We start from the raw sequence: 22,391 nt of genomic DNA on the forward strand, positions 1-22,391 counted from the left end.
CCTTAAAACATTGATAGTAGAGGCATAGTTTTCGGCATGAAAAAAAGAAAAGTGGTCATCGTTGGTGGTGGCTCAGCAGGCTGGATGACTGCGGCATATTTAAACGGAGCCCTAAACAACAAAGGCAAAAAACAGGTCGTCGATATCACGCTCGTTGAGTCGCCAGATATTCCACGAATCTCCGTTGGTGAAGCCACTATTCCCTCAATGCGCCATCTATTAGCCGTTGTCGGCGTTGATGAAATCGACTTTATGCGAGCGACACAGGCCAGCTTCAAGCAGTCCATAAAGTATGTCAACTGGGTAAATAATGACCATAGCTATTATCACCATCCGTTTTCTAGACTCACACCGCAACCCATAGATAACAGTGCAGACTTGTGGTTGCAAAGCGACCAAAAAATTCCTTTTATGGAAACCTGTTCAATACAACCTTTGGTCTGTGAAATGGGCCTAGCGCCACGTGCAATTGGCCAACTCGGTAACAAAGCACCGTTGCAATATGCCTATCATATGAACGCGCAAAAATTTGCCGACTACCTGACAGATTTTTCAATAAAGCGTGGCGTCCATCATGTTCTTGCGAATCTCGTCAACGTCGATATGCATGATAAAAACACTATTGGATCCATTCATTTGGATAACGGTGACAGTATTAGCGCGGATTTATTTATTGACTGTACTGGCTTTAAAGCCAAACTCATCGAGGAAAAGCTGAATGTTGGCTTTGAAGATTGCAGTCAATGGTTGCTGTGCGACCGAGCAATTACGATGCACGTGCCTTACGATACGCACTACCCTGGTATGGTTCGTCCTTATACCACCGCCACTGCACTGAACAATGGTTGGGTATGGGACATTCCTATGCGAGACAGACGTTCTATTGGCTATGTGCATAGCAGCAAGTTTACCAATGAAAATGACGCCAAAGCCGAGTTATTTAACTACCAAGGACCTGGTTGCGAAGAGATACCAACACGTACAGTGAACTTTAAAGTCGGAAGACGCCACGAACCGTGGAAGGGCAATTGCGTAGCTATTGGTCTGTCGGCAGGGTTTATTGAGCCACTAGAATCGACTGGCTTATACTTAAGTGATTTGGGTGTAGTAACACTGGCTGAACATTTTTCGTTTGACGACTCGCATAACGCGCTTATGGCGACTCGCTATAACAGAATCATGGCAAATAGATATTATGAAATTCTTGATTTCATTAATATGCATTACTGCATGACAAATCGCACCGATACCCCCTTTTGGCAAGAAGTCCAAAAACCTGAACGCATTAACCCCCGACTTGCTGCCAAACTAGCGTACTGGCAAATAAAGCCGCCCACGCACTCCGACTTTGAAGACGGCTGTTTTGACGTTGCATTAAACCAGTATTTAGATACTAACCAACATGGCGCAGACAACCGCCCGCCGGTCGATTCTGGGCAGCTATGGAATCACCAAAGTTACCAGTGCATATTATACGGAATGGGGTTTTGGAAAGAACAAAGTAAGCAGCGTTATGGCGATACACGCCCGCCATTAGCAATGCATCCTGCCATCATTGAAGGCTTAAAAGGCGCTAAAGCAAACCTTCCGTCACATGCGGCTTGGTTACAGCAACATTTAGGCATGTCGAGTTATCCGACAACAGCGTTGCCTGATGGCTGGACTAAAGAAAAGCAGCCTACTAGAAAATAACTGTCTTGAGAACCTAATGCGTGACTACGCTAGAAAGGCAAAAAAAAGGGTGGACCAAAGTCCACCCGTTCTAATCTAAGCAAGAATATGCTTAAAACTCATAGCTAGCATTAACGAACAAACTACGTCCTCTAGCCAAGTATTGACTGTAAAACGCTGAATTACCTTGAGAATTCAACTCACCTAAATTCAAGGTAGTTACACGAGGCGGCTCTTTATCAAACACGTTTGATAAACCTATTCGAACAAGAATGCCTTCATCATCAAATGAATATGCACCAGAAAAGTTATGGTACATCACACTTTCAGCGCCAAGCACGATATCTACTTCTTGTCCGCGATACGTTGCCGTATTTCTACCAACTCGGTCAAAGTAACTTTGAACATTACTCACAGCACCCACATAGTTTACTGCCCAGTCTAAGCTCCAGTTATTCTTAAGATAAGATAAACTGTAACTCGCAACATGTTTAGGCTCACCAAATTCGCCGTTCTCATCTTCTAAAGTATCAGCAAATAACGCACGTTGCGCTTCTTTTTGGAAGGTATGTTCGGTATAGAACTCAACTTCACCACCAGCGGCTTCAAAGGTATAACTGAATTTAACGTCGTAACCACGGTTTCTTTGTGATGCTATGTTAATAAAGCTATCTCTTACATCCACAATACGTTGGTCAGCAGGATCTCTATCAAACTGATCACAAAGCGGTTCACCAGACCCAAAGAACTCAGATGAATAACAACGGCGTACAAGGTTAGCGCCACCTAATTGCGTCACTTCACCTGAAATTTCAATATCGAACCAATCGACAGAAAAAGAAATATCTGCAAAATCGGGGGTCCAAACAATGGCCGCATTTCGAGATACTGACGTTTCAGCCTCTAGTACACCGGCGCCACCACCAGTAAATACAGTCGCAGAAATTGCGCCACCAACGTAGTCAGAAGCTATACCGTCTGCGGCACAGTTATTTGCGATAGTTTCAGTAATCGCGCCTGTTTCTAAGTTAGCGCCCCAATTGATACAAGGGTCGACTGCACGCTGACCTAAGAAACTAGATTGATCAGCCAAATACAGCTCAAACAATGCTGGCGAACGGAAGGATGTGCCTTTTGATGCGCGCACACGCCATTCTTCAGTTAAACCCCAATTTAAGCCAATTTTATATGTCGAATCACTACCAAAAGACTTAACATCGGTATATCTACCAGATATTTCTAAATCTAAAAACTCAACCATCGGCAAATCATCGAGTAAAGGCACACTAAACTCGGTAAATACAGCAACCGTTTCGTCCTTACCTTGGGTAATACCGGCCGCAGACGCACCCCAAACGTTACTTAACAAGGTTTGCTCTCCAGGGGTGTCAACAATTTCATCTTCTTGGTAAGACGCGCCAATCGCCATGCCCACGGTACCTGCAGGCATTTCAAACAATGAACCTGAAACAAAGGCTTCCACAGTCGTTTGCGTATATTCAGTGTTACCGAAATCGCGACCAAATAAAAATTGTCTCACGTCGTCTGACACAACCCCATTCAGTAGATCAGGGGATAACCAAGGTACGTCTACGCAAGCCACTTCTCTGACAGACGTGGTTTGTCCCACACAAGAGCCTGACGCAAAGTTTTGGTCAACAATAGAATCATTGTAAATGATGTCATTGTAGTAATCGCCGTCACTCTTAGACGTTTGCACGTAGGCGTCAAAGTACCAGTCATCATTGATATCACCAGTAATACCAGCAACAAAACGCGTATAGTCTACTGTTTGTCCAGAGTCATTGTGATCAGTAATCGCCGTCGGACTCAACCACTGTGACCCTGTCCAGCCTTCACTTAGTGAATCAGTGGCAAAAAAGGTCTCATTGTACTTATAAGACCAAAATTGACGGTAACCATTCGCCGAAGATTCTCTTCGGTTAAGCAAGGTTTCTGCGTACACTTCAATATTGTCAGTAATACTATAGTCCGCTTGTAAAAATACCGTCGTTGTCTCAATTTCAGGAATAAACGATTCTTGGTCTTGGAATGGGTGATCAGCATTTGTTACACCGTCAGATGCACGATCATAATTGACCAAAAACCAACCTGGTGGCATTCTTAACTGCGCGTCATTGCCAGGCTCGTTCGCCAACGGTGGTAAATAGTTACCTAAATCACCATCGTAATCAAACTGAGCTTTTGCACCCGTAGGCACGTTGTCGCTGTCGCCATCCTGATAATCATAAAGCCACACGTGGCCCCATAGTAAATCATTACACCACGCACTACCCGTTCTTGGGTCGATTGTGTCGGCACGTTCGCCTGTGTCTTGGTCAAAGATGTATTGCTCACCACAATTGTAAAAATCTCTGTCGCCTTTGACTAACTCAGATTGCTTCCGGTAATCAACCGTCGCACTGAATGACCCATTATCAAATGTTTTACCATACGTCGCATTAACTCTAAACTCTTCACCACCTGACTCAGTCGGCAATGATGAGAATACCGCCACTTCACCGCCGTCTTCTTTTTTGGTAATCACGTTAATTACACCGGCAACGGCGTCTGAACCATATAAAGACGACGCGCCATCTTTAAGAATATCTAGACGTTCAACAGCAGCCAATGGAAGAATATTAAAATCGAATGACGATACGCCACCACGAGTACCTGCTGGGCCAGTACGACGGCCATTTATTAACACGAGTGTTCTATTTGGTCCCAAACCACGCAATCCGATAGTTTGCGCGCCTTCCCCACCGTTTTGGACAAACGCTGTAGATGATGCAGGTGTTACCTGACTAGAACCAGCAATTGAGCTTGAATTACGTAATAAGCCGCCTAAGTCGCCGATGCCTTGTTTAAGCGCACTTTCAGTCAACACAATATCAAGTGGACTGGCGGAATCGAAACCACCTTTACGAATACGAGACCCAAGCACCGAAATTTTTTCAGTCGTTTCGGCTTCTTCAGCTTCAGTGATGTCAGTATTTTCTTGAGCATAGAGCGAGGTAGCAGTGGTTGCTGTCAACGCTACGGCCACAGCAGAACCCAATGCATGGCGTGTAAACCATTTATTTTCGGTTTTCATTTTTCCCTACCTAAGTGTTTAAAGTCTTATTTATTTTTTAATTATCTCTTCAGCAACCGGTCAGTACGTGCATATTTATCTTGCACGTAAACATCAGCCTTTTGCTTGACAAGTTACACAATTATTAAAAAGTTCTTTTTATTTGTATAACTCTTAATTTGGTTTTATCACAAAATGTGATATGAATCCATCCGCAAATGTCTAGTGGCCTTTTGGATAGCTTTTATCTATAACCAAAGTGCAAGAATTTTCAATCATTTAAACAAGTATAATATTGACGTATTACCTTCTTTAAAATAACTAATCGCTCAAAAAACAAACAAAATTCTGTAGTGTTAAAACCCTTACGTAACTTAAGTTTTACTTGAATTACATTCATACCGACTCTAGTATAAAAAATGCACCAAACTCTTGATGCATTCTTAACAACATATTGTGCATATTCATGCAGTGATTTGAGAATTTACTGGTTTTAAAACTATATAAGGATATATATGTTTACCTATAATCTAAAAAGGTCATTTTTAATTTTAACGAATTTTGCGGCATTCAATCTAGCGGTTCCAAAAGAAGTCATAGCAGAGCACGCCATAACCTTCGTTCACGTTTGCGGACTAAATGCTCAAACACCCAGTTGCAAGCAAATTGACGAAAATTTTCTTATAAGTAAGGTACAAGCATACCTAGAATATAAGAACAACAGTCGATGTCAAAGGCCTAACAACCCTTCATGTGGTGCTCTAATTAAATCTGCAACTTCTTATCATGTTATATATGACACGACTTCTGAACAAGTTAAAAAAAAGAAGCTCCACGTAGAACTTACTGATAGGGGCCATGTTACAGAATACAACGTAAGTTCAGTCTCACCTACGTATCAAGAAAAAAATGCTCTTCAACCAATGCTTGTATACAAAAACGAACTAGCAACTGTTGGAAAGAGGTTCTCGTTTTCAGTAAATGATAGTGGGAAAATGATGAATTTGCTTGGCGAGACTCTGAGTGATGTAGCGTCATTATACGGGCGCTCATCATCTACACACACTGATGGGCAGTCTATAGGCAATTGCAGAACTATGCTAGATTATGTGAATAACACTCGAATTAATTCGAGTCTACCGAGTTGTCAAAATCAATTGAACACATTTCTTGATAACGCAATGGATGCAGCTCAAAATGATTTACAGCATTTAGATTTGAAGATGACTCCAAATTGGTTTTAAAGATCACAATGCAAGGGCAAGGTGTTGGAATTGAGATTAAAACAAACAAGAATGCTAGCCGAACATCTGAAAACTCTACTTTAGCTCAACTTGAACATGCACTTTCGGACCCTAGACAACGTTCTAGAGACTATAGTGCAGGCGAAGGATTCGCATTGTTTGGCCAAGTAAGTTTGCAGTGCTCCACTCAGTTGAGAACAACAGGATACAACCAAAAAGTGAGGATTGAGGTGGTAGAGCAAGATGCTCAAGGACGACCAACAAAACTTAGAATAACGCTGCTTTCTCAGCAGCAAAACATCGAAAAAACAGTGACCTGTTAACCTCAAAAAATAAGAGGCTGGAAAACGTTTCCCAGCCTAAAAAAACCATCACTCAACCTTATGTTGAAGAGGCCTTATATATACTCGCGATGGTATACTCAAGCGTCGCATTGAAGTCTTCGTCCGACATACCTGCACTTAACCCTTCAGACAAAGCTCTTGAAAAACTCGCGATCATCCCTGTATTTTCAGTTAATTTTTGATTTGCTACATCTCTACTGTACCCGCCAGACAACGCAACGACTTTAATCACTCGAGGATGCGCTATTAACGCTTTATAAAAATTAGCCGTTTCGGGAATAGTTACTTTAAGCATCACCTCTTGCTCAGCTGACAGTTGATCGAGTGCCAACAATAGTGCATCTTGAAGAAGCGCTTCAGCTTTGGCTTTTGTCGCGCTATTAATATCAACTTCAGGCTCAAGTATAGGGACTAAACCAGCCGCCATAATTTGAAGTCCAAGGCTAACTTGTTGCTCAACAATGGCTTTAATACCATCGGGGTTTGCCGATTTAATCACTGAACGCATTTTGGTGCCAAACACGTTCTGCTTATTTGCTTTAACTAATAAAGCATCTAATCCAGGGATTGGTTTCATTAGTTGCACCCCATCGGTTTCGCTTTCCAAGCCTTTATCAACCTTCAGGAAAGGCACAACATGTTTGTTTTCCCACAAAAATACCGCGCTGTTTTTGCCTTCAATCTCTCTATCTAAGGTATTTTCGAATAATATGGCGCCCAGTACTCTATCACCATCAAATGCTTCGCAAGTAATAATGCGTGTGCGCATCGCGTGTACAAGGTCAAACATTTCTTCGTCAGAGCTAAACTGATTTTCATCAATACCATAAAGACGTAGAGCCTTTGGCGTGCTGCCACCACTTTGGTCTAATGCAGCGATAAACCCAATATTTGTTTTTACTTTCTCAAGCATCGCTTGTTGAACTTCAGTCGCCATAAAATATTTCCTTGTCTATAAATAAATCAAATACACCAACACCTAATTAAACATACAACACAAAAATTACGATTGAACGACATGCCCAAATTGATCAGAGGATGCCCCGTTCATTAGCACTTACACGCTAATACATACAATGACTCATTTGTAATTCGTTGGTCAAGATTTAAATAATAGAAGGAAAACAAAAAGACTAAGGTTTCGTTGTCGCTAATGTCATAGTCGAAAAACCAATAATTGTGAAGTTTTGAAAGCTGTATTCTGAATAAAAAACACCGCTAAAACAGGGAAAGTAAAGCGGTGTTATATAGTTAATTTCAAGGCTTATAAATATCGACTCAGTGCCAAAAACTGATATCAATACTTACTTATCTAAAATCGCCACGGCCGGTAGCGTTTTTCCTTCTAAAAATTCGAGAAAGGCACCACCACCAGTAGAAATATATGAAACCTTATCAGCGATATCAAACTTGTCGACTGCGGCCAACGTGTCTCCACCACCCGCAATTGAAAATGCTTCGCTTTCGGCAATGGCTTGTGCGATAGCCTTTGTACCTGATGCAAATTGATCGAATTCGAATACACCTACAGGCCCATTCCAAACAATGGTGCCTGCTGATTTAAGTATTTGTGCTAAATGTGCTGCCGAATCAGGCCCAATATCAAAAATCATATCGTCTTGTGCAACGGCGTCGGCCGCTTTCGTGGTAGCTTCCGTCTCTTCAGAAAAAGCCTTGCCAACAATAACGTCACTTGGTATTGGAATATCGCCGCCTTTCGCTTTTGCTTCAGCCACAAGCCGGTTAGCTTCATCTATTAAGTCTTCTTCAAACAATGATTTACCAACGTTGTTGCCTTGCGCGGCTACGAACGTATTGGCAATACCACCACCTACGATTAATTGGTCCACTTTACTCGCCAAACTAGCCAACACAGTTAACTTTGTGCTGACTTTTGAGCCACCAACTATTGCCACTAAAGGCCTAGCAGGATTGTCCAGAGCTTTACCCAAGGCGTCTAGCTCAGCGCTTAACAATGGACCTGCACAAGCGTTTGCTGCATATTTTGCCACCCCGTGCGTACTCGCTTGCGCTCGGTGAGCAGTGCCGAATGCATCCATAACGAATACATCGCATAACGCCGCATATTGTTTTGCTAATGCCGCATCATCTTTTTTCTCACCCACATTAAAACGCACATTTTCGAGCAAGGTAACTTCACCCGCTCGCGCAGGCACGCTCACGTCACCTAAATATTCTTTTGCAAAATTTACTTTACAATCTAGGTGCTCCGCCAAATATTGGGCGATAGGCTCTAACGAATAAATCGCGTCATATTGACCTTCAGTAGGTCGCCCTAAATGCGACATTATCAATACCGCAGCCCCCATTTCTATTGCCATTTTAATGGTTGGCATTGATGCTTTTAAACGCGCATCAGAAGTAATTTGGCCGTCTTTCAAAGGTACATTTAAATCTTGGCGAATAAGTACTCGTTTACCTGTTAAATCGAGTTCACTCATTGATGTGATCGGCATAATTTTCTCCTGTTTTAAAGTCTATTAATCTTAATTCGTTATTAAATTTGGGACATATGAAGTGATGTATCTAGCATTCGATTTGCAAACCCCCACTCGTTGTCACACCATACCAGTGTTTTAACTAAGCGCTTATGACTAACGCGGGTTTGCGTACCATCAACAATGCAAGAATGGGGATCATGGTTAAAATCCACGGAAACAAGGGGGAGTTCTGTATAATCGATAATATTTGCCGGAAACCAATCGCTTGCATGCTGAAGCACTTGATTTACGTCACTCACGCAAACGTCTTGATGTAATGTTACGCTCAAATCCATTGCCGTCACATTAATCGTAGGCACTCGTACAGCAATCGCTTCAAACTTATTTGCAAACTTAGGTAAAATGCGCTCAATACCGCGAGCTAAGCGTGTATCGACTGGAATAATAGACTGGCTAGCCGCGCGGGTTCGACGCAAATCTGGATGAAAAGCGTCGATCACTTGTTGATCGTGCATCGACGCATGAATTGTAGTAATCGTGCCACTGTCTATGCCAAACGCATCATCTAATGTTTGAATAATAGGTACGATGCAATTTGTAGTGCAAGACCCATTTGAAATCACGGTATCTGAGGGTTTTAATGTTAAATGATTAACGCCGTATATAACTGTCGCATCCATATCTTGACCACATGGCTGCGAAAATAGTACTTTGCCGGCACCATTTTTAATATGTATAAAGGCATCGTCCCGCGTGCTAAAACAACCGGTACATTCTAGCACAATGTCTACATCAAAAGGTCGCCAGTCAATGTCTGACAAAGAGGCATGATGCAATAAGGCAATTTCATCGTCACTTACGATAAGGTTCGTCCCGACAATATCGACTTTTCTAGAAAATCTGCCATGCGACGTATCGTATTGAAGCAGATGAGCAATGCCGGCGGGCTCCGCTATTTCATTAATAGCGACAACTTGCATATGTTCCCTGTATCCCTGCTCATATAACGCGCGCAGCACGTTGCGCCCAATTCTACCGAAACCATTAATTGCAAGTCGTAGCATTTTCCGCTTAGGTGACCCCTTTACTGAACTAACGCACTTAAAGTGCGTTAGCTGCCTCTACAACCGCTTCAACGGTAATATTGAAGTGCTTGAATAACTCCCCAGCAGGTGCAGATTCACCAAAAGAGTCCATGCCAATTACTGCACCATTCAAACCAACATATTTATACCAACTATCTTTTGCAAGCGCTTCAACGGCTACTCGCTTACTTACTGTAGCAGGTAAAACTTGCTCTTTATACGCCGAAGATTGACGATCGAATACATCCGTCGACGGCATTGATACAACTCTTACCGCTTTTCCTTGCGCGCTTAATTGAGTAGCGGCGTCAACGGCGAGTTGAACTTCAGAACCCGTCGCAATAAGAATCAGCTCAGGTGCTCCGTCGCAATCAATTAGCGTATAACCACCACGTTCTGCATCTGCTAGTTGTTGACTAGTTCTTTCTTGCTGTACCAAACCTTGTCGAGTAAATATCAAGGTAGTTGGGCCATCAGTGCGCTCAATAGCCGCTTTCCACGCAATCGCGGATTCTACTTGGTCGCAAGGGCGCCAATTGTCTAGGTTCGGGGTAGCTCGTAATGCAACAACCTGCTCTACCGGTTGATGAGTAGGTCCGTCTTCTCCCAATCCAATAGAATCATGCGTGTAAACAAATATCGCGGGTTGCTTCATAATGGCAGCCATACGGACTGCGTTTCTAGCATATTCCATGAACATTAAGAAAGTTGCGCCGTACGCTTTAAATCCGCCATATAGACATAAACCGTTCATCATTGCTGACATACCAAACTCGCGTACACCATAATAAATATAGTTGCCGCTAGCATCATCAGCAGATACGCCTTTTGAGCCATCCCATATGGTTAAGTTTGAACCGGCTAAATCAGCACTGCCACCAAGAAGCTCTGGTAACATCGGCCCAAAAGCATTTAATGCATTTTGAGACGCTTTACGAGTTGCTACCGTTTGCGGGTTGGCTTGCAACGCGTGAATATATTTAGTTGCGTCTTTTTCCCAATTGTCTGGCAATACATTCGTTTTACGACGAACAAATTCTTTTGCTAATGCTGGATATGCGCTCTGATAAGCAGCAAACTTGTCATTCCAGGCAGCCTCAGCAGCGGCACCTTTTTCGCTAGCATCCCATTCGCTATAAACATCAGCGGGGATTTCGAAAGGACCATATGACCAATCAAGGGCTTTACGCGTTAACGCAATTTCTTCGTCACCTAATGGTGCTCCGTGGCACGATTCGGTACCTTGCTTATTTGGCGAACCAAAACCGATTGTTGTTTTGCAACATATCAGCGTTGGCTTATCCGTTTGCGCTTTTGCCGCTTCAATGGCTGTTGCTAGTGCATCGGGATCGTGACCATCAACGCCAGAAATAACCTGCCAACCATATGCTTCAAAACGCTTAGGCGTATCATCGCTAAACCAACCTTCTACTTCACCATCAATAGAAATGCCATTGTCATCCCAAAAAGCAATAAGTTTACCTAGTCCAAGGGTACCTGCCAGTGAACATGCTTCATGTGAAATACCTTCCATTAAACACCCATCACCTAAAAAGGCATACGTTTGGTGATTCACAATATCAAAGTCGTCACGATTAAACTGAGCGGCAAGCACTTTTTCGGCAATTGCCATACCCACTGCGTTAGTAATACCTTGACCTAAAGGCCCTGTGGTAGTCTCAACACCAGGTGCATAACCATACTCTGGGTGCCCGGGCGTTTTAGAATGCAGTTGTCTGAAATTCTTTAATTCATTGATGTCTAACTCATAGCCAGAAAGATGTAGGAGTGAATACAACAGCATTGACCCATGGCCATTCGACAATACGAATCGGTCACGATTTGCCCAATTTGGGTTTTTAGGGTTGTGAGAGAGATAATCACCCCACAGAATTTGTGCAATATCTGCCATGCCCATGGGCGCGCCGGGGTGACCAGATTTAGCTTGTTGAACTGCATCCATACTGAGTGCGCGAATGGCGTTTGCCAGATGACGACGTGAAGGCATTAATCTCTCCTGTTTTTTAGCTACTCAAATTGTGTGTATTACGCAATTAAGTACGTTATTAAGCAATTGCTAGATATATAACGAGTCCGACCTAATTTGCAATAGGACGGCTATTGTGGACTAGGGATCGGGCTTGTTCAATCATTTATTCACTAATAGTGCAGGTTAAAAGGGTATAAATTATTGCAAATCAATTAACATCGAATTTCAAACAAGTTAAATTTATTAAACTCTTACCGATAATTATACGTATTGCTTCAAATAGACTTTTAGACGTCTAGAAGTAAATATTGGTAAAATTTGTTTTTACTATTACAATATGCCCATTGCACATAATACAGTGTGCCAAAAAATAAATCGTTCAGGAATATCAATGACAACTCGACTATTTACCTCTGAATCTGTATCAGAAGGACATCCAGATAAAATTGCAGATCAAATTTCTGATGCTGTACTAGACGCGATTCTCACCATTGACCCTAAGGCGAGAGTTGCATGCGAAACATTCGTAAAAACAGGCATGGTGCTAGTAGGTGGTGAAATTAACACTTCCGCTTGGGTAGACATTGAAGAACTCACCCGCAATACCGTGAAAGAGATTGGTTACGTACATTCTGATATGGGCTTTGACGGCGAATCATGTGCCGTCCTTAATGCAATTGGTAAGCAATCTTCAGACATTAATCAGGGCGTCGATAGACAAGCCCCTGAAGAACAAGGCGCGGGTGACCAAGGCTTAATGTTTGGTTACGCAAGCAATGAAACCGACGTACTAATGCCCGCTCCTATAACCTATGCCCATCGCTTAGTGCAACGTCAAGCGGAAATGCGCAGAAACGGCACGCTCGATTGGTTGCGCCCTGATGCAAAGAGCCAAGTTACCTTTGTATATGATAATGGAAAACCCGTAGGCATCGATGCCATTGTATTATCAACTCAACATTGTGACAGTGTTGACAACGATACGATTCAAGAAGCCGTGATGGAAGAAATCATTAAACCAGTACTACCGAGCGAATGGTTAAGCACCTCAACACAGTACCACATTAACCCAACCGGCAGATTTGTTATTGGTGGTCCAATGGGTGACTGCGGTTTAACCGGACGTAAAATCATCGTAGATACATATGGCGGTATGGCGAGACACGGCGGCGGTGCATTTTCTGGAAAAGATCCATCGAAAGTAGATCGTTCTGCTGCATACGCTGGTCGTTATGTTGCCAAAAATATTGTTGCCGCAGGTCTTGCGGATAAATGCGAGATCCAAGTGTCTTACGCTATTGGTGTCGCCGAACCCACATCTATCAGCATAGAAACATTTGGCACGGCAAAAGTTAACGAAGCCTTACTAGTAAACTTAGTGAAAAAGCATTTCGATTTGCGTCCATACGGTCTAATAAAAATGCTTGATTTAGAGCGTCCGATATACAAACAAACTGCGGCCTATGGGCATTTTGGTCGAGAAGAGTTTCCGTGGGAAGCTACTGACAAGGCAAATATTCTTAAAGATGAAGCAGGCTTATAGCCTGCTTTCAATGCTTTTATCTTGTCTAGTTTTCCTCTTGCCACTTATCCATTTTTCTAGGATGTTTAAATAGTGGGATTGCTTATATACTAAAAGCAGTTTTCCCGTTAAAAAGGTATTTTTGTGTTCAGACGATTCAAAATTTCAGTCATTTCCCTAGCCGTTCTTATTTTAGTTGCTGCTTGTGCTACGTCACCCACTGGCAGAAAACAAATATTACTGTTTTCTGAAGGCCAATTAGCTAACGCTGGCGTTCAATCTTTTGACGCCATGAAATCGAAGCAAAAAGTGTCTAAAAAGCGCACAACAAACAATTACGTTCAGTGTATCACCAACGCAATAACGGCAAATGTACCTGACGGTATTTTTGCCGGTGAATGGGAGGTTGTTGTGTTTGACGAGCCTCAAGCAAATGCGTTTGCGCTGCCTGGCGGTAAAATTGGTGTCTACACTGGCCTGCTAGAAGTGGCGCAGTCGCAAGCACAAGTTGCTGCTGTCATCGGTCATGAAGTGGGTCACGTGATCGCACAACACGGTAACGAACGAATGAGTCAAAGCCAACTCATTGGTGTTGGGCAACAAGTTGTCAACCAAGTACTTGAAGCTAATCAGGTATCTGGCTCACAAGCAATTATGTCAGCCTTAGGCTTGGGTGTGCAATTTGGTATCGCTCTACCCTACAGCAGAACACACGAAAGTGAAGCTGATATAATTGGTTTAGATTTAATGTCACGCGCAGGGTTTGATCCTCAAGAATCAGTTAAGTTATGGGAAAACATGAGCGCAAATTCTGGCGATAGCCGCCAACCGGAGTTTATGTCAACTCACCCCTTACCCCAAACACGTATTCAGCAACTGCGCAACAACATGAATTCCGCACTGGCTCTATACAGAGAAGCGCCAAGCAAGCCAAAATGTTAAAAACTCTTTAGCTTAAATAAGGCGTACCTTTTAATAGAAAAGCTTCTATGAAAAAAGTACTCGCTGGGTGAAAATAGCAAAAAAAACCACTCGACAATAGAGTGGTTTTTTTGTGTTTCTTAAATCACTGTAGATTCAAGTTTTTATTCACCTTGTTTGTGAACATGCACATCCATTTGAGGATATGGAATACTAATTCCCTCAGCGTCAAAACGTAGTTTAACGGCTTCTGTAAAATCAAATTTTAAGCCCCAAAAGTCTGCTGAGTTAACCCATGGTCTAACGACAAAGTTAACACTGCTGTCACCTAGTTCAGAAAGTGCTACCTGCGGCGCAGGGTCTTTTAATACACGATCATCGGCGTTAATCATCTCAGTAAGGATTTCTTTCGCTTTCTTCAGATCATCGTCGTAGCCGATACCAAACACCATGTCTACTCGACGAGTGTCCATTGCAGAGAAGTTAGTGATGTTGCCAGAATAAATTGAGCCGTTAGGTACAATAATTAGCTTATTGTCGACTGAGTTCATGGTAGTTGTAAATATGCTGATATTCTTGACAACACCCGTTGCTCCACCAGCATCAACAAAGTCACCTGCCTTAAACGGCCTAAACACCAATAGCATTACGCCTGCAGCAAAGTTAGACAAAGAACCTTGCAGCGACAAGCCAATAGCCAAACCAGCAGCAGCTAAAATTGCAACCAAAGAACTAGTATCAATACCCAGTTCGTTCAACGCAGCAATTATAACAAACAGCATTAATACGGCATTGGCAATGGCTTTCAGAAAATCAACTAACATATCGTCGTACTTAGCTTTCTTAAGCAACTTTCCAACGATATTGACAATTATCTTCACCACAAATTTACCAACGACATAGATGACGATGGCTAGTGCTAAATTAATTGCAAAAGGAATTATATAGGTATCTAGATACTTAGAAGCATCTTCAGCTGTGAAATCAAACATGGCGACATGTCCTTTGTAATAAAATTGTTTTATATCCACGGTAACATGCGTGCCGTTTGTGATTGCAATGTGTCGTTTGTCACAATTATTTTAGTCACGAACACAATACGCATGCTTTCTTACACTTAAGTTGTAGGAACTTGTCAGATTTGCAATAAAATGACAAATCCCTATATATACTTATAAAAAAGCATACAACTTACAAGCCTTTTCAATTTAAGTTTAACTTGAATTTGTGAGGTAAAAAGTGTATAAATTCCTGACACTGGCACAGAAGGTAGTAACAGTATGGACGCTCTATTAGTCATTGTAATTTCATTGTTCGTTATAGTAATTGCATTATTGGCATTCTGTTTAACAGAATCTAAAGGTGCGCACACAAAATACGCCCGCCGTCACAACAGCGTGACACCTATTGACCAAACAGCTAGCAAAACTGAAAAACAAGCCATTGATATTGATCAAAACTCTCGAGAAGTTGCTTAAATTATTTAGATCTTAATGTTTGCCTTTAATGTATGATCGAAGGCTTGACTAGTTAGCTTATTCATACTTATTTTAAGAGTTCGATATCAAAAGCGTTATTTATCATCCATGAGAATTTCTAGATTTTACTTAAATGACACAATTTCAGTAGACGCTGAAGTGTCTCTTCCCCAAGAATTATCACATTATTTATGTAACGTACTTCGCGTAAAAGTAGGTCAACCAATCGTATTGTTCAATGGCGACGGCTGTGATTACCCAAGCGAAGTAATAGATGTTCATAAAAAACACACGAAGGCACTGGTTAACTCACAACTAAACATTAATGTTGAATCCTCGCTTACATTGCATCTGGCACAAGGTGTATCTAAGGGAGATCGCATGGACTACGCTATCCAAAAAGCTGTCGAATTAGGTGTCACCGAGATCACTCCGGTATTAACTAAAAATTGCAATGTAAAACTATCCGAAACTCGCTGGGAGAAAAAGGTAGAGCAATGGCAAAAAATAGTCATCAGCGCCTGCGAACAGAGTCAAAGAAATGTTATTCCCCGTATAAATACACCGTTAACGTTTAGTCAATTGATAGCTAAAAACTCTACGTTAAGTAAACTAATTTTAGCACCAGGAGCAAATCAGTATTTAAGCGGCCTCAAAAAACCGAATAAAGGCTTTTTGTTAGCCATTGGGCCAGAGGGCGGATTTACCGAGCAAGAGGTGTATACAGCTGAGCAATGTGGCTTCGTCAAAACAAATGTAGGCCCAAGAATATTGCGAACTGAAACGGCTACCGTCGTCAGCCTATCTATTTTACAAAGTCTATATGGCGACCTCTGATTAACCTAAGCGCTCATGTTCTCGTTAGCGTCCATCATACGTTCATCGTCACTTGCCTGTCATGACTCCCTTGCAAAATAAGCAAAAAACACCATATTTACACTTATATAGAATTTCGAGGACTACAAATGCCACTTAAGATTGGTTTTGTGATGGATGACATTAATGTCATCAACACCAAAAAAGACACTAGCTTTGCAATGATGCTTGAGGCACAACGCAGAGGCCACGAAGTGTATTATATGCTGATAGAAGATTTGAGTATCAATAATGGGCAGCCGTTAGCGCTCGCCACGCAAATTAGCGTAACAGATACGTCAGAAAATTTTTATCAGGTAGTCACTCGTAAAGATATTACACTTGATTCGCTAGATGCTATATTGATGCGAAAAGACCCGCCATTTGATAGCCAGTTTCTTTATGCGACACAAATTTTGGAGCTGGCAGAAAACAAAGGCACAGTTGTCGTCAACAAACCCTCAGCACTGCGTGATTTTAATGAAAAATTGTTCACGTCTCTTTACCCAGAATACATACCTGATACTTTAGTAAGTGCAGATAAAAAACAGATTAAGGCGTTTCAGGCATTGCACGGAGACATCATATGTAAGCCGCTTGATGGTATGGGCGGGACGTCAATCTATCGTATCAAGCAAGATGGCTTAAATCTCGGCGTAATTACTGAAGTGTTGACTGATAATGGAAAACAACATGCGATGTTTCAGCGCTACATGCCTCAAATTGTCGACGGTGACAAACGTATTTTGTTGATTGATGGCGAAGTTGTCCCTTATTGTTTAGCACGTTTACCAGCACAAAATGAAACGCGGGGCAATTTAGCGGCAGGTGGTAGTGGCAGACCTCAAGAAGTCACCGACGAAGAGCTGCAAATTGCACAAGCAATTGCCAACGACATGCCCAGCCGAGGGATTATTTTTGTCGGTCTAGATATGATTGGTGATAAAGTAACTGAAATTAATATCACATCACCTACCTGTGTGAGAGAAATTGAAGCTGCATACCCTATCAATATTTGTGGCAAACTCTTTGACGCAATAGAAAAAAGAGTTGCGCAATAACTATTGGCAAACAGGACTTATTTGTATGGCAAAAATACCGTCGATAGATAGCTTACAAAATCACTTTTTGATTGCTATGCCTTCATTGACTGACAAATATTTTTCGCGCTCAGTGACGTACATCCTTGAGCACAACGACGAAGGTGCAATGGGTATAGTCATCAATCAACCGTCTCCGATGACCTTTCGCGAACTTGTCTCGCAAACCGATGAAAAAGCAATTGTGGACGATGAAAAAAGTGAAAAAATTGTCGTTTGTGGTGGACCTGTTCACCAAGACCGAGGTTTTGTATTACATTCTTCTCAAGCTGGCTGGTCGTCAAGTGTAGAGTTAACTTCTGAAATAATGATAACAACCTCAAAAGACATACTTTCTGTCATCGGTAATAATAATGGACCTGATAAATCACTTGTAGCACTAGGGTATGCAGGTTGGAGCCCCGGTCAGCTAGAACAAGAGATACAAGAAAATTCATGGCTTACATTAGCACTAGACGAAGAAATACTGTTTGATACACCCGTCCATCAAAAGTGGCAAACTGCGGTTAACCGCCTAGGTATAGACGTATGGCAACTCTCACATCAAGCAGGACAAGCGTAGTATGTTGCAATATATTCAAACGATTGGAGCTTTTAATTACAGAGTGAGTGTTCCTTTTTGAGTTCTGTTTTAGCATTTGATTTTGGTACAAAAAGCATAGGTGTTGCCGTCGGCCAGAAGATTACTGGCACAGCATCCCCGTTATCCGCTTTAAAAGCACGTGATGGTATTCCTGATTGGGACAAAATAACTGCGCTTTGCGAACAATGGCAACCTGAATGCTTAGTCGTTGGTTTACCATTAAATATGGACGGCACGGAACAGCCTCTAACTGGCAGAGCAAAGAAATTTGGAAACCGCATAGCCAATTTAACTCGATTGCCAGTGCATCATCAAGATGAACGACTCTCCACGGTAGACGCTAAAGCTAGGCTATTTGAATTAGGTGGCTACAAAAAACTGACGAAGGACAAAGTAGATAGCGTCTCAGCGTGCCTAATATTTGAGAGTTGGTCAGAAACGCAATATTAGGCTTGGTCTATTCGCTCGCCTCACTGCAATTCCAGCAAACACCGAACTCTGCATCGTTGTGCTCCAAGCAACTTTTACAGACCCAATCCCCCTTGTCCTTTGTTAAGCCCAGTTCTTGTTCAAATTTTTCGAGTAGCGTTTCGGCTTTTGCCTGCCATTCGGCATCCAACAACCACACTTCGGGCATCGCTTCATGCACTGGAATCTCCCCCCCTGCACCACTCAACATTTCATTTTTTATAACACAAGGAATCCCAGCCTCTTCCAATACATGCTGTACTTGATATACGCGGAAGCGATTGTAATCTTGATAAAAGCGTTTCATCATTTTTCCCCGTTCCAGTGTATTAAGCCTGAATACGTTCATGATTGTAAGGTTAGTCGACTAATCTGACGATGCCCATAAGACGAAGGGTTAGTTTTATGTCAGTCTTAATCGATTTCATCAATATTACTGATAGTTTTTTACCGATTTTCAAAAGGAACTGCCCGCACTAAAATATCCACTCTATTAAAAGGAGAACGAGATGAAGTCTAAAATATTTCCAATTTTACGCCAATGGGTAGTCGTCAGAAAACCAAATAATGTTGTAAAGATTTGTAACTTTGCAAACAATTACTATGGCGACCAACAATGTTTTGTCGCCAAAACTGACAATATAAAAGACGCTTAATCCATATCTATTGATACGTTGGACAATGAGCCCAGGGATGAGCCAGCATTCTGGCTATCTAACTTAATCATTAAGCGTAAATCGTTCGGCGAATCAGCATGATGGAGCGCCTGTTCTTGGCTAATTTTGCCTGTTTTATATAATTCTAAGAGTGCCATGTCGAAAGTTTGCATCCCCATTTCTTTACCTTTGATCATGGCTTCTTTTAAGCCACCGATCTCATTTCGTTGGATAAGATCTGAAATTAATGGTGAATTTAATAAAATTTCGATAGCCGCGACACGTCCTTTGCCGTCAACAGTCGGTACCAATTGCTGAGCAACAATCGCGCGGATATTTAAACTCAAGTCAAAACGTAATTTTGCGTGAAGGTCTTTTGGTGCTAAATGCATTATCCTTTCAATGGCTTGGTTTGCGTTATTGGCATGAAGTGTTGCCACGCATAGGTGGCCTGTATCTGCGAACGACATTGCATACTCCATCGTTTCCATGGAGCGAATTTCACCGATAAGAATAACATCCGGTGCCTGGCGCAAAGAGCTTTTCAACGCATCATCAAATGACAATGTATCTAAACCGACTTCTCGCTGAGTTACGACGCAATTTTGGTGCTCATGCACGTATTCAATAGGATCTTCAATGGTAAGTATATGACCATACGAATGTTGATTCCGATGTCCGATTAGCGCTGCCAATGAAGTAGATTTACCTGTACCTGTCCCCCCGACAAATAATACCAGGCCTTTTTTTGCCATCATAATATCTTTCAATACAGGAGGCAGTCCTAAATCTTCAGCGCGCGGAATATCAGTTACAATTCGACGCACCACCATGCCAGCGTTGTCTCGTTGCCAAAAAGCACTACAACGAAAGCGACCTATCTGATCTCTAACAATGGCGAAATTGCATTCTTTATCTTTAGCAAAACTCTCGCGCTGTTGCTCGCTCATCGCTTGATGCACTAGACCAAGCGCATCATGCTCCGTCAGTTTCATCGTGGTTAAAGGTTCAAGTTTACCGTTAATCTTTGCACTCACTGGCATTCCTACGGTAACAAATAAATCTGACGCTTCGTGCGCGACCATGTCGGCTAAGCATTGGTCTAAAGTCATCATAAAACAGTCTCCTTAAAACGCATTGTTGCTAGGTTTATCGACAGACTTTGCATTAGCATCCTGTTGAGTAATTAGGCCTTGTGCAACTAACTTGGCTAAACACTGGTCCATCGTCTGCATACCATGTGCCTGTCCGGTTTGGATAACTGAGTACATTTGCGGTACCTTGTCCTCACGGATGAGGTTTCTGATCGCAGGAATACCTAACATGATTTCGTGAGCAGCGATTCGCCCCCCTCCAATCTTCTTCAGCAAGGTTTGTGAAATCACAGCTCTCAACGACTCTGACAACATTGAACGTACCATGGCTTTTTCTTCAGCGGGAAACACATCAATAATACGGTCTATGGTTTTAGGCGCAGAGTTAGTATGCAATGTACCAAATACCAAATGCCCTGTTTCAGCCGCTGAGATTGCCAAACGAATGGTTTCTAAGTCGCGCAACTCACCCACAAGAATAACATCAGGATCTTCACGCAATGCGCTGCGTAGGGCATTATTGAAACTATGAGTATCTCTATGTACTTCACGTTGGTTTAACACACTCAGTTTATTCTCATGGACAAATTCGATGGGATCTTCAATGGTCAAAATGTGGTCACGTTTATGTGCGTTAATATGGTCGACCATCGCCGCAAGCGTAGTACTTTTGCCCGAACCTGTTGCCCCTGTAACCAGCACAATACCGGTGGGTTGATCAATCACAGATTTAAATATACTCGGTGCGCCAAGGTCATCTAAGCTAAGAATTTTACTCGGAATCGTACGCAATACGGCCGCTGCACCACGGTTTTGCATAAATGCATTCACACGAAAACGGGATAAATCAGTTATTTCAAAAGAAAAATCTACTTCTAGATTTTCTTCGTATTCTTTGCGTTGACGATCATTCATTATATCGTAGATTAACCCGTGCACATCTTTATGCGATAATTCGGGTACGTTCAAACGTCGCATTTCGCCATCAACACGAATAATTGGTGGTAAACCCGCAGAAAGATGTAAATCAGACGCGCCATTTTGCACGCTAAACGCTAATAGTTCGTTAATATCCACAGTATAATCTCCAACAGGTATTAGGTTTTATAAACACAAATGTCAAACAACAACCATATCGCCCAAAATTTAAAACAGGTAAACATTGCTCTCGCTGAAGCTGCAATCGCCTATTCGCGTGACCCAAACGATATTCATTTACTCGCTGTAAGTAAAACCAAACCGGTATCCGATATAATCCTCGCGTATGAAGCAGGACACCGAAACTTTGGCGAAAACTATGTGCAAGAAGGCGTCGAAAAAATTCAGCAAATGAAACACTTTTCTGACATCATTTGGCACTTTATCGGCCCCTTACAATCAAACAAAAGTAAATTAGTGGCAGAAAATTTTGATTGGATGCATTCATTAGCTCGCTTGAAAATTGCTAAACGGCTGAATGAACAACGAAGTATTGATAAATTACCGCTCAACGTATGCGTTCAGGTCAATATAGATAAAGATCCAAATAAAGCTGGGGTCTTATTACAAGACGCAAAAGCATTTGTCGAAGAAATTCAGGATTTGCCGAATTTGCGTTGCAGGGGGTTAATGACTATTCCACAAGCCAAGCAAAGTGCAGCGCAACTTAAACAAAGTTTTGCTAATATGCAGGCTTTATTTGACGAGTGTAAAGGTCAATTCGAACATTTTGATACACTGTCAATGGGAATGAGCGCTGACCTTAGCCTTGCAATTTCGCAAGGCAGCACCATGGTAAGGGTTGGAACAGGTATTTTTGGCGCACGAAAACCCATGAGTAAGTAACGCCAGTAATTAGGAAGA

Annotated in this window: 21 protein-coding genes; 12 read left to right on the plus strand and 9 right to left on the minus strand. The window is 42.1% G+C overall.

Annotated elements, in window-relative coordinates; genetic code table 11:
* Window positions 1-36: 36 nt before the first annotated feature.
* Window positions 37-1,692 carry a tryptophan halogenase family protein gene (locus QQK00_RS10140; protein WP_284217390.1) on the plus strand — a complete coding sequence of 552 codons (1,656 nt, stop codon included), beginning with the start codon at window positions 37-39 and terminating at the stop codon, window positions 1,690-1,692.
* 91 nt (window positions 1,693-1,783) lie between these two features.
* Here QQK00_RS10140 and QQK00_RS10145 read toward each other — a convergent pair whose 3' ends face one another.
* On the minus strand, window positions 1,784-4,768 hold the full coding sequence (locus QQK00_RS10145) for a TonB-dependent receptor domain-containing protein (protein ID WP_284217391.1): 2,985 nt from the start codon (window positions 4,766-4,768) through the stop codon (window positions 1,784-1,786).
* A 494-nt stretch (window positions 4,769-5,262) separates the two neighbouring features.
* On the opposite strand from QQK00_RS10145, the gene QQK00_RS10150 reads away from it, so the two are divergent.
* A complete protein-coding gene (locus QQK00_RS10150; RefSeq protein WP_284217392.1) occupies window positions 5,263-5,991 on the plus strand; it encodes a hypothetical protein in 729 nt (242 codons plus the stop codon).
* 8 nt (window positions 5,992-5,999) lie between these two features.
* A complete protein-coding gene (locus QQK00_RS10155) occupies window positions 6,000-6,314 on the plus strand; it encodes a hypothetical protein (RefSeq protein ID WP_284217393.1) in 315 nt (104 codons plus the stop codon).
* Window positions 6,315-6,372: 58 nt separating this feature from the next.
* Here the strand turns inward: QQK00_RS10155 and QQK00_RS10160 are convergent, their stop codons facing one another.
* The 4 genes from QQK00_RS10160 to tkt form a co-directional block, all read right to left on the minus strand.
* On the minus strand, window positions 6,373-7,272 hold the full coding sequence (locus QQK00_RS10160) for a fructose bisphosphate aldolase (protein WP_284217394.1): 900 nt from the start codon (window positions 7,270-7,272) through the stop codon (window positions 6,373-6,375).
* Between the two features lie 367 nt (window positions 7,273-7,639).
* Window positions 7,640-8,812: a phosphoglycerate kinase gene (locus QQK00_RS10165; protein ID WP_284217395.1), complete on the minus strand. Its 1,173-nt coding sequence runs from the start codon at window positions 8,810-8,812 to the stop codon at window positions 7,640-7,642.
* Between the two features lie 41 nt (window positions 8,813-8,853).
* Window positions 8,854-9,861, minus strand: a complete 1,008-nt coding sequence (gene epd / locus QQK00_RS10170; RefSeq protein WP_284217396.1) for an erythrose-4-phosphate dehydrogenase — start codon at window positions 9,859-9,861, stop codon at window positions 8,854-8,856.
* Window positions 9,862-9,898: 37 nt separating this feature from the next.
* Complete coding sequence (gene tkt / locus QQK00_RS10175) at window positions 9,899-11,890, minus strand: transketolase (protein ID WP_284217397.1); 1,992 nt, start codon at window positions 11,888-11,890, stop codon at window positions 9,899-9,901.
* Window positions 11,891-12,263: 373 nt separating this feature from the next.
* Between tkt and metK the strand changes: the two genes are divergently transcribed.
* Window positions 12,264-13,415, plus strand: a complete 1,152-nt coding sequence (gene metK, locus QQK00_RS10180; protein WP_284217398.1) for a methionine adenosyltransferase — start codon at window positions 12,264-12,266, stop codon at window positions 13,413-13,415.
* A 123-nt stretch (window positions 13,416-13,538) separates the two neighbouring features.
* A complete protein-coding gene (locus QQK00_RS10185) occupies window positions 13,539-14,336 on the plus strand; it encodes a M48 family metallopeptidase (RefSeq protein WP_284217399.1) in 798 nt (265 codons plus the stop codon).
* Between the two features lie 143 nt (window positions 14,337-14,479).
* Here QQK00_RS10185 and QQK00_RS10190 read toward each other — a convergent pair whose 3' ends face one another.
* The gene (locus tag QQK00_RS10190; protein WP_284217400.1) at window positions 14,480-15,307 is read right to left on the minus strand and encodes a mechanosensitive ion channel family protein; all 828 of its coding nucleotides are present in this window, start codon (window positions 15,305-15,307) and stop codon (window positions 14,480-14,482) included.
* A gap of 288 nt (window positions 15,308-15,595) precedes the next feature.
* Here QQK00_RS10190 and QQK00_RS10195 point away from each other — a divergent pair, with 288 nt between their 5' ends.
* From QQK00_RS10195 to ruvX, 5 genes are all read left to right on the plus strand, one after another.
* Complete coding sequence (locus tag QQK00_RS10195) at window positions 15,596-15,793, plus strand: hypothetical protein (RefSeq protein ID WP_284217401.1); 198 nt, start codon at window positions 15,596-15,598, stop codon at window positions 15,791-15,793.
* A 108-nt stretch (window positions 15,794-15,901) separates the two neighbouring features.
* The gene (locus QQK00_RS10200; RefSeq protein ID WP_284217402.1) at window positions 15,902-16,630 is read left to right on the plus strand and encodes a 16S rRNA (uracil(1498)-N(3))-methyltransferase; all 729 of its coding nucleotides are present in this window, start codon (window positions 15,902-15,904) and stop codon (window positions 16,628-16,630) included.
* Between the two features lie 128 nt (window positions 16,631-16,758).
* Window positions 16,759-17,709 carry a glutathione synthase gene (gshB, locus tag QQK00_RS10205; protein ID WP_284217403.1) on the plus strand — a complete coding sequence of 317 codons (951 nt, stop codon included), beginning with the start codon at window positions 16,759-16,761 and terminating at the stop codon, window positions 17,707-17,709.
* Window positions 17,710-17,734: 25 nt separating this feature from the next.
* Entirely contained in the window at window positions 17,735-18,310 is a 576-nt protein-coding gene (locus tag QQK00_RS10210; RefSeq protein ID WP_284217404.1) for a YqgE/AlgH family protein, read from the plus strand.
* Window positions 18,311-18,367: 57 nt separating this feature from the next.
* Window positions 18,368-18,781 carry a Holliday junction resolvase RuvX gene (gene ruvX, locus QQK00_RS10215; protein WP_284217405.1) on the plus strand — a complete coding sequence of 138 codons (414 nt, stop codon included), beginning with the start codon at window positions 18,368-18,370 and terminating at the stop codon, window positions 18,779-18,781.
* Window positions 18,782-18,788: 7 nt separating this feature from the next.
* On the opposite strand, the gene QQK00_RS10220 is transcribed toward ruvX, so the two are convergent.
* A complete protein-coding gene (locus QQK00_RS10220) occupies window positions 18,789-19,106 on the minus strand; it encodes a putative signal transducing protein (RefSeq protein WP_284217406.1) in 318 nt (105 codons plus the stop codon).
* A 202-nt stretch (window positions 19,107-19,308) separates the two neighbouring features.
* On the opposite strand from QQK00_RS10220, the gene QQK00_RS10225 reads away from it, so the two are divergent.
* Window positions 19,309-19,455 carry a hypothetical protein gene (locus QQK00_RS10225; RefSeq protein ID WP_284217407.1) on the plus strand — a complete coding sequence of 49 codons (147 nt, stop codon included), beginning with the start codon at window positions 19,309-19,311 and terminating at the stop codon, window positions 19,453-19,455.
* Here QQK00_RS10225 and QQK00_RS10230 read toward each other — a convergent pair.
* Window positions 19,452-20,570, minus strand: a complete 1,119-nt coding sequence (locus QQK00_RS10230; RefSeq protein WP_284217408.1) for a PilT/PilU family type 4a pilus ATPase — start codon at window positions 20,568-20,570, stop codon at window positions 19,452-19,454. The genes QQK00_RS10225 and QQK00_RS10230 overlap by 4 nt on opposite strands.
* Before the next feature lie 12 nt (window positions 20,571-20,582).
* Window positions 20,583-21,626, minus strand: coding sequence for a type IV pilus twitching motility protein PilT (locus QQK00_RS10235; protein WP_284217409.1), 1,044 nt, complete (start codon window positions 21,624-21,626; stop codon window positions 20,583-20,585).
* 39 nt (window positions 21,627-21,665) lie between these two features.
* Here QQK00_RS10235 and QQK00_RS10240 point away from each other — a divergent pair, with 39 nt between their 5' ends.
* Window positions 21,666-22,373, plus strand: a complete 708-nt coding sequence (locus tag QQK00_RS10240; RefSeq protein WP_284217411.1) for a YggS family pyridoxal phosphate-dependent enzyme — start codon at window positions 21,666-21,668, stop codon at window positions 22,371-22,373.
* Window positions 22,374-22,391 lie beyond the last annotated feature (18 nt).

Origin of the sequence: Agaribacter marinus (assembly GCF_030160655.1) — a bacterium.
Taxonomy (GTDB): domain Bacteria; phylum Pseudomonadota; class Gammaproteobacteria; order Enterobacterales; family Alteromonadaceae; genus Glaciecola; species Glaciecola marina.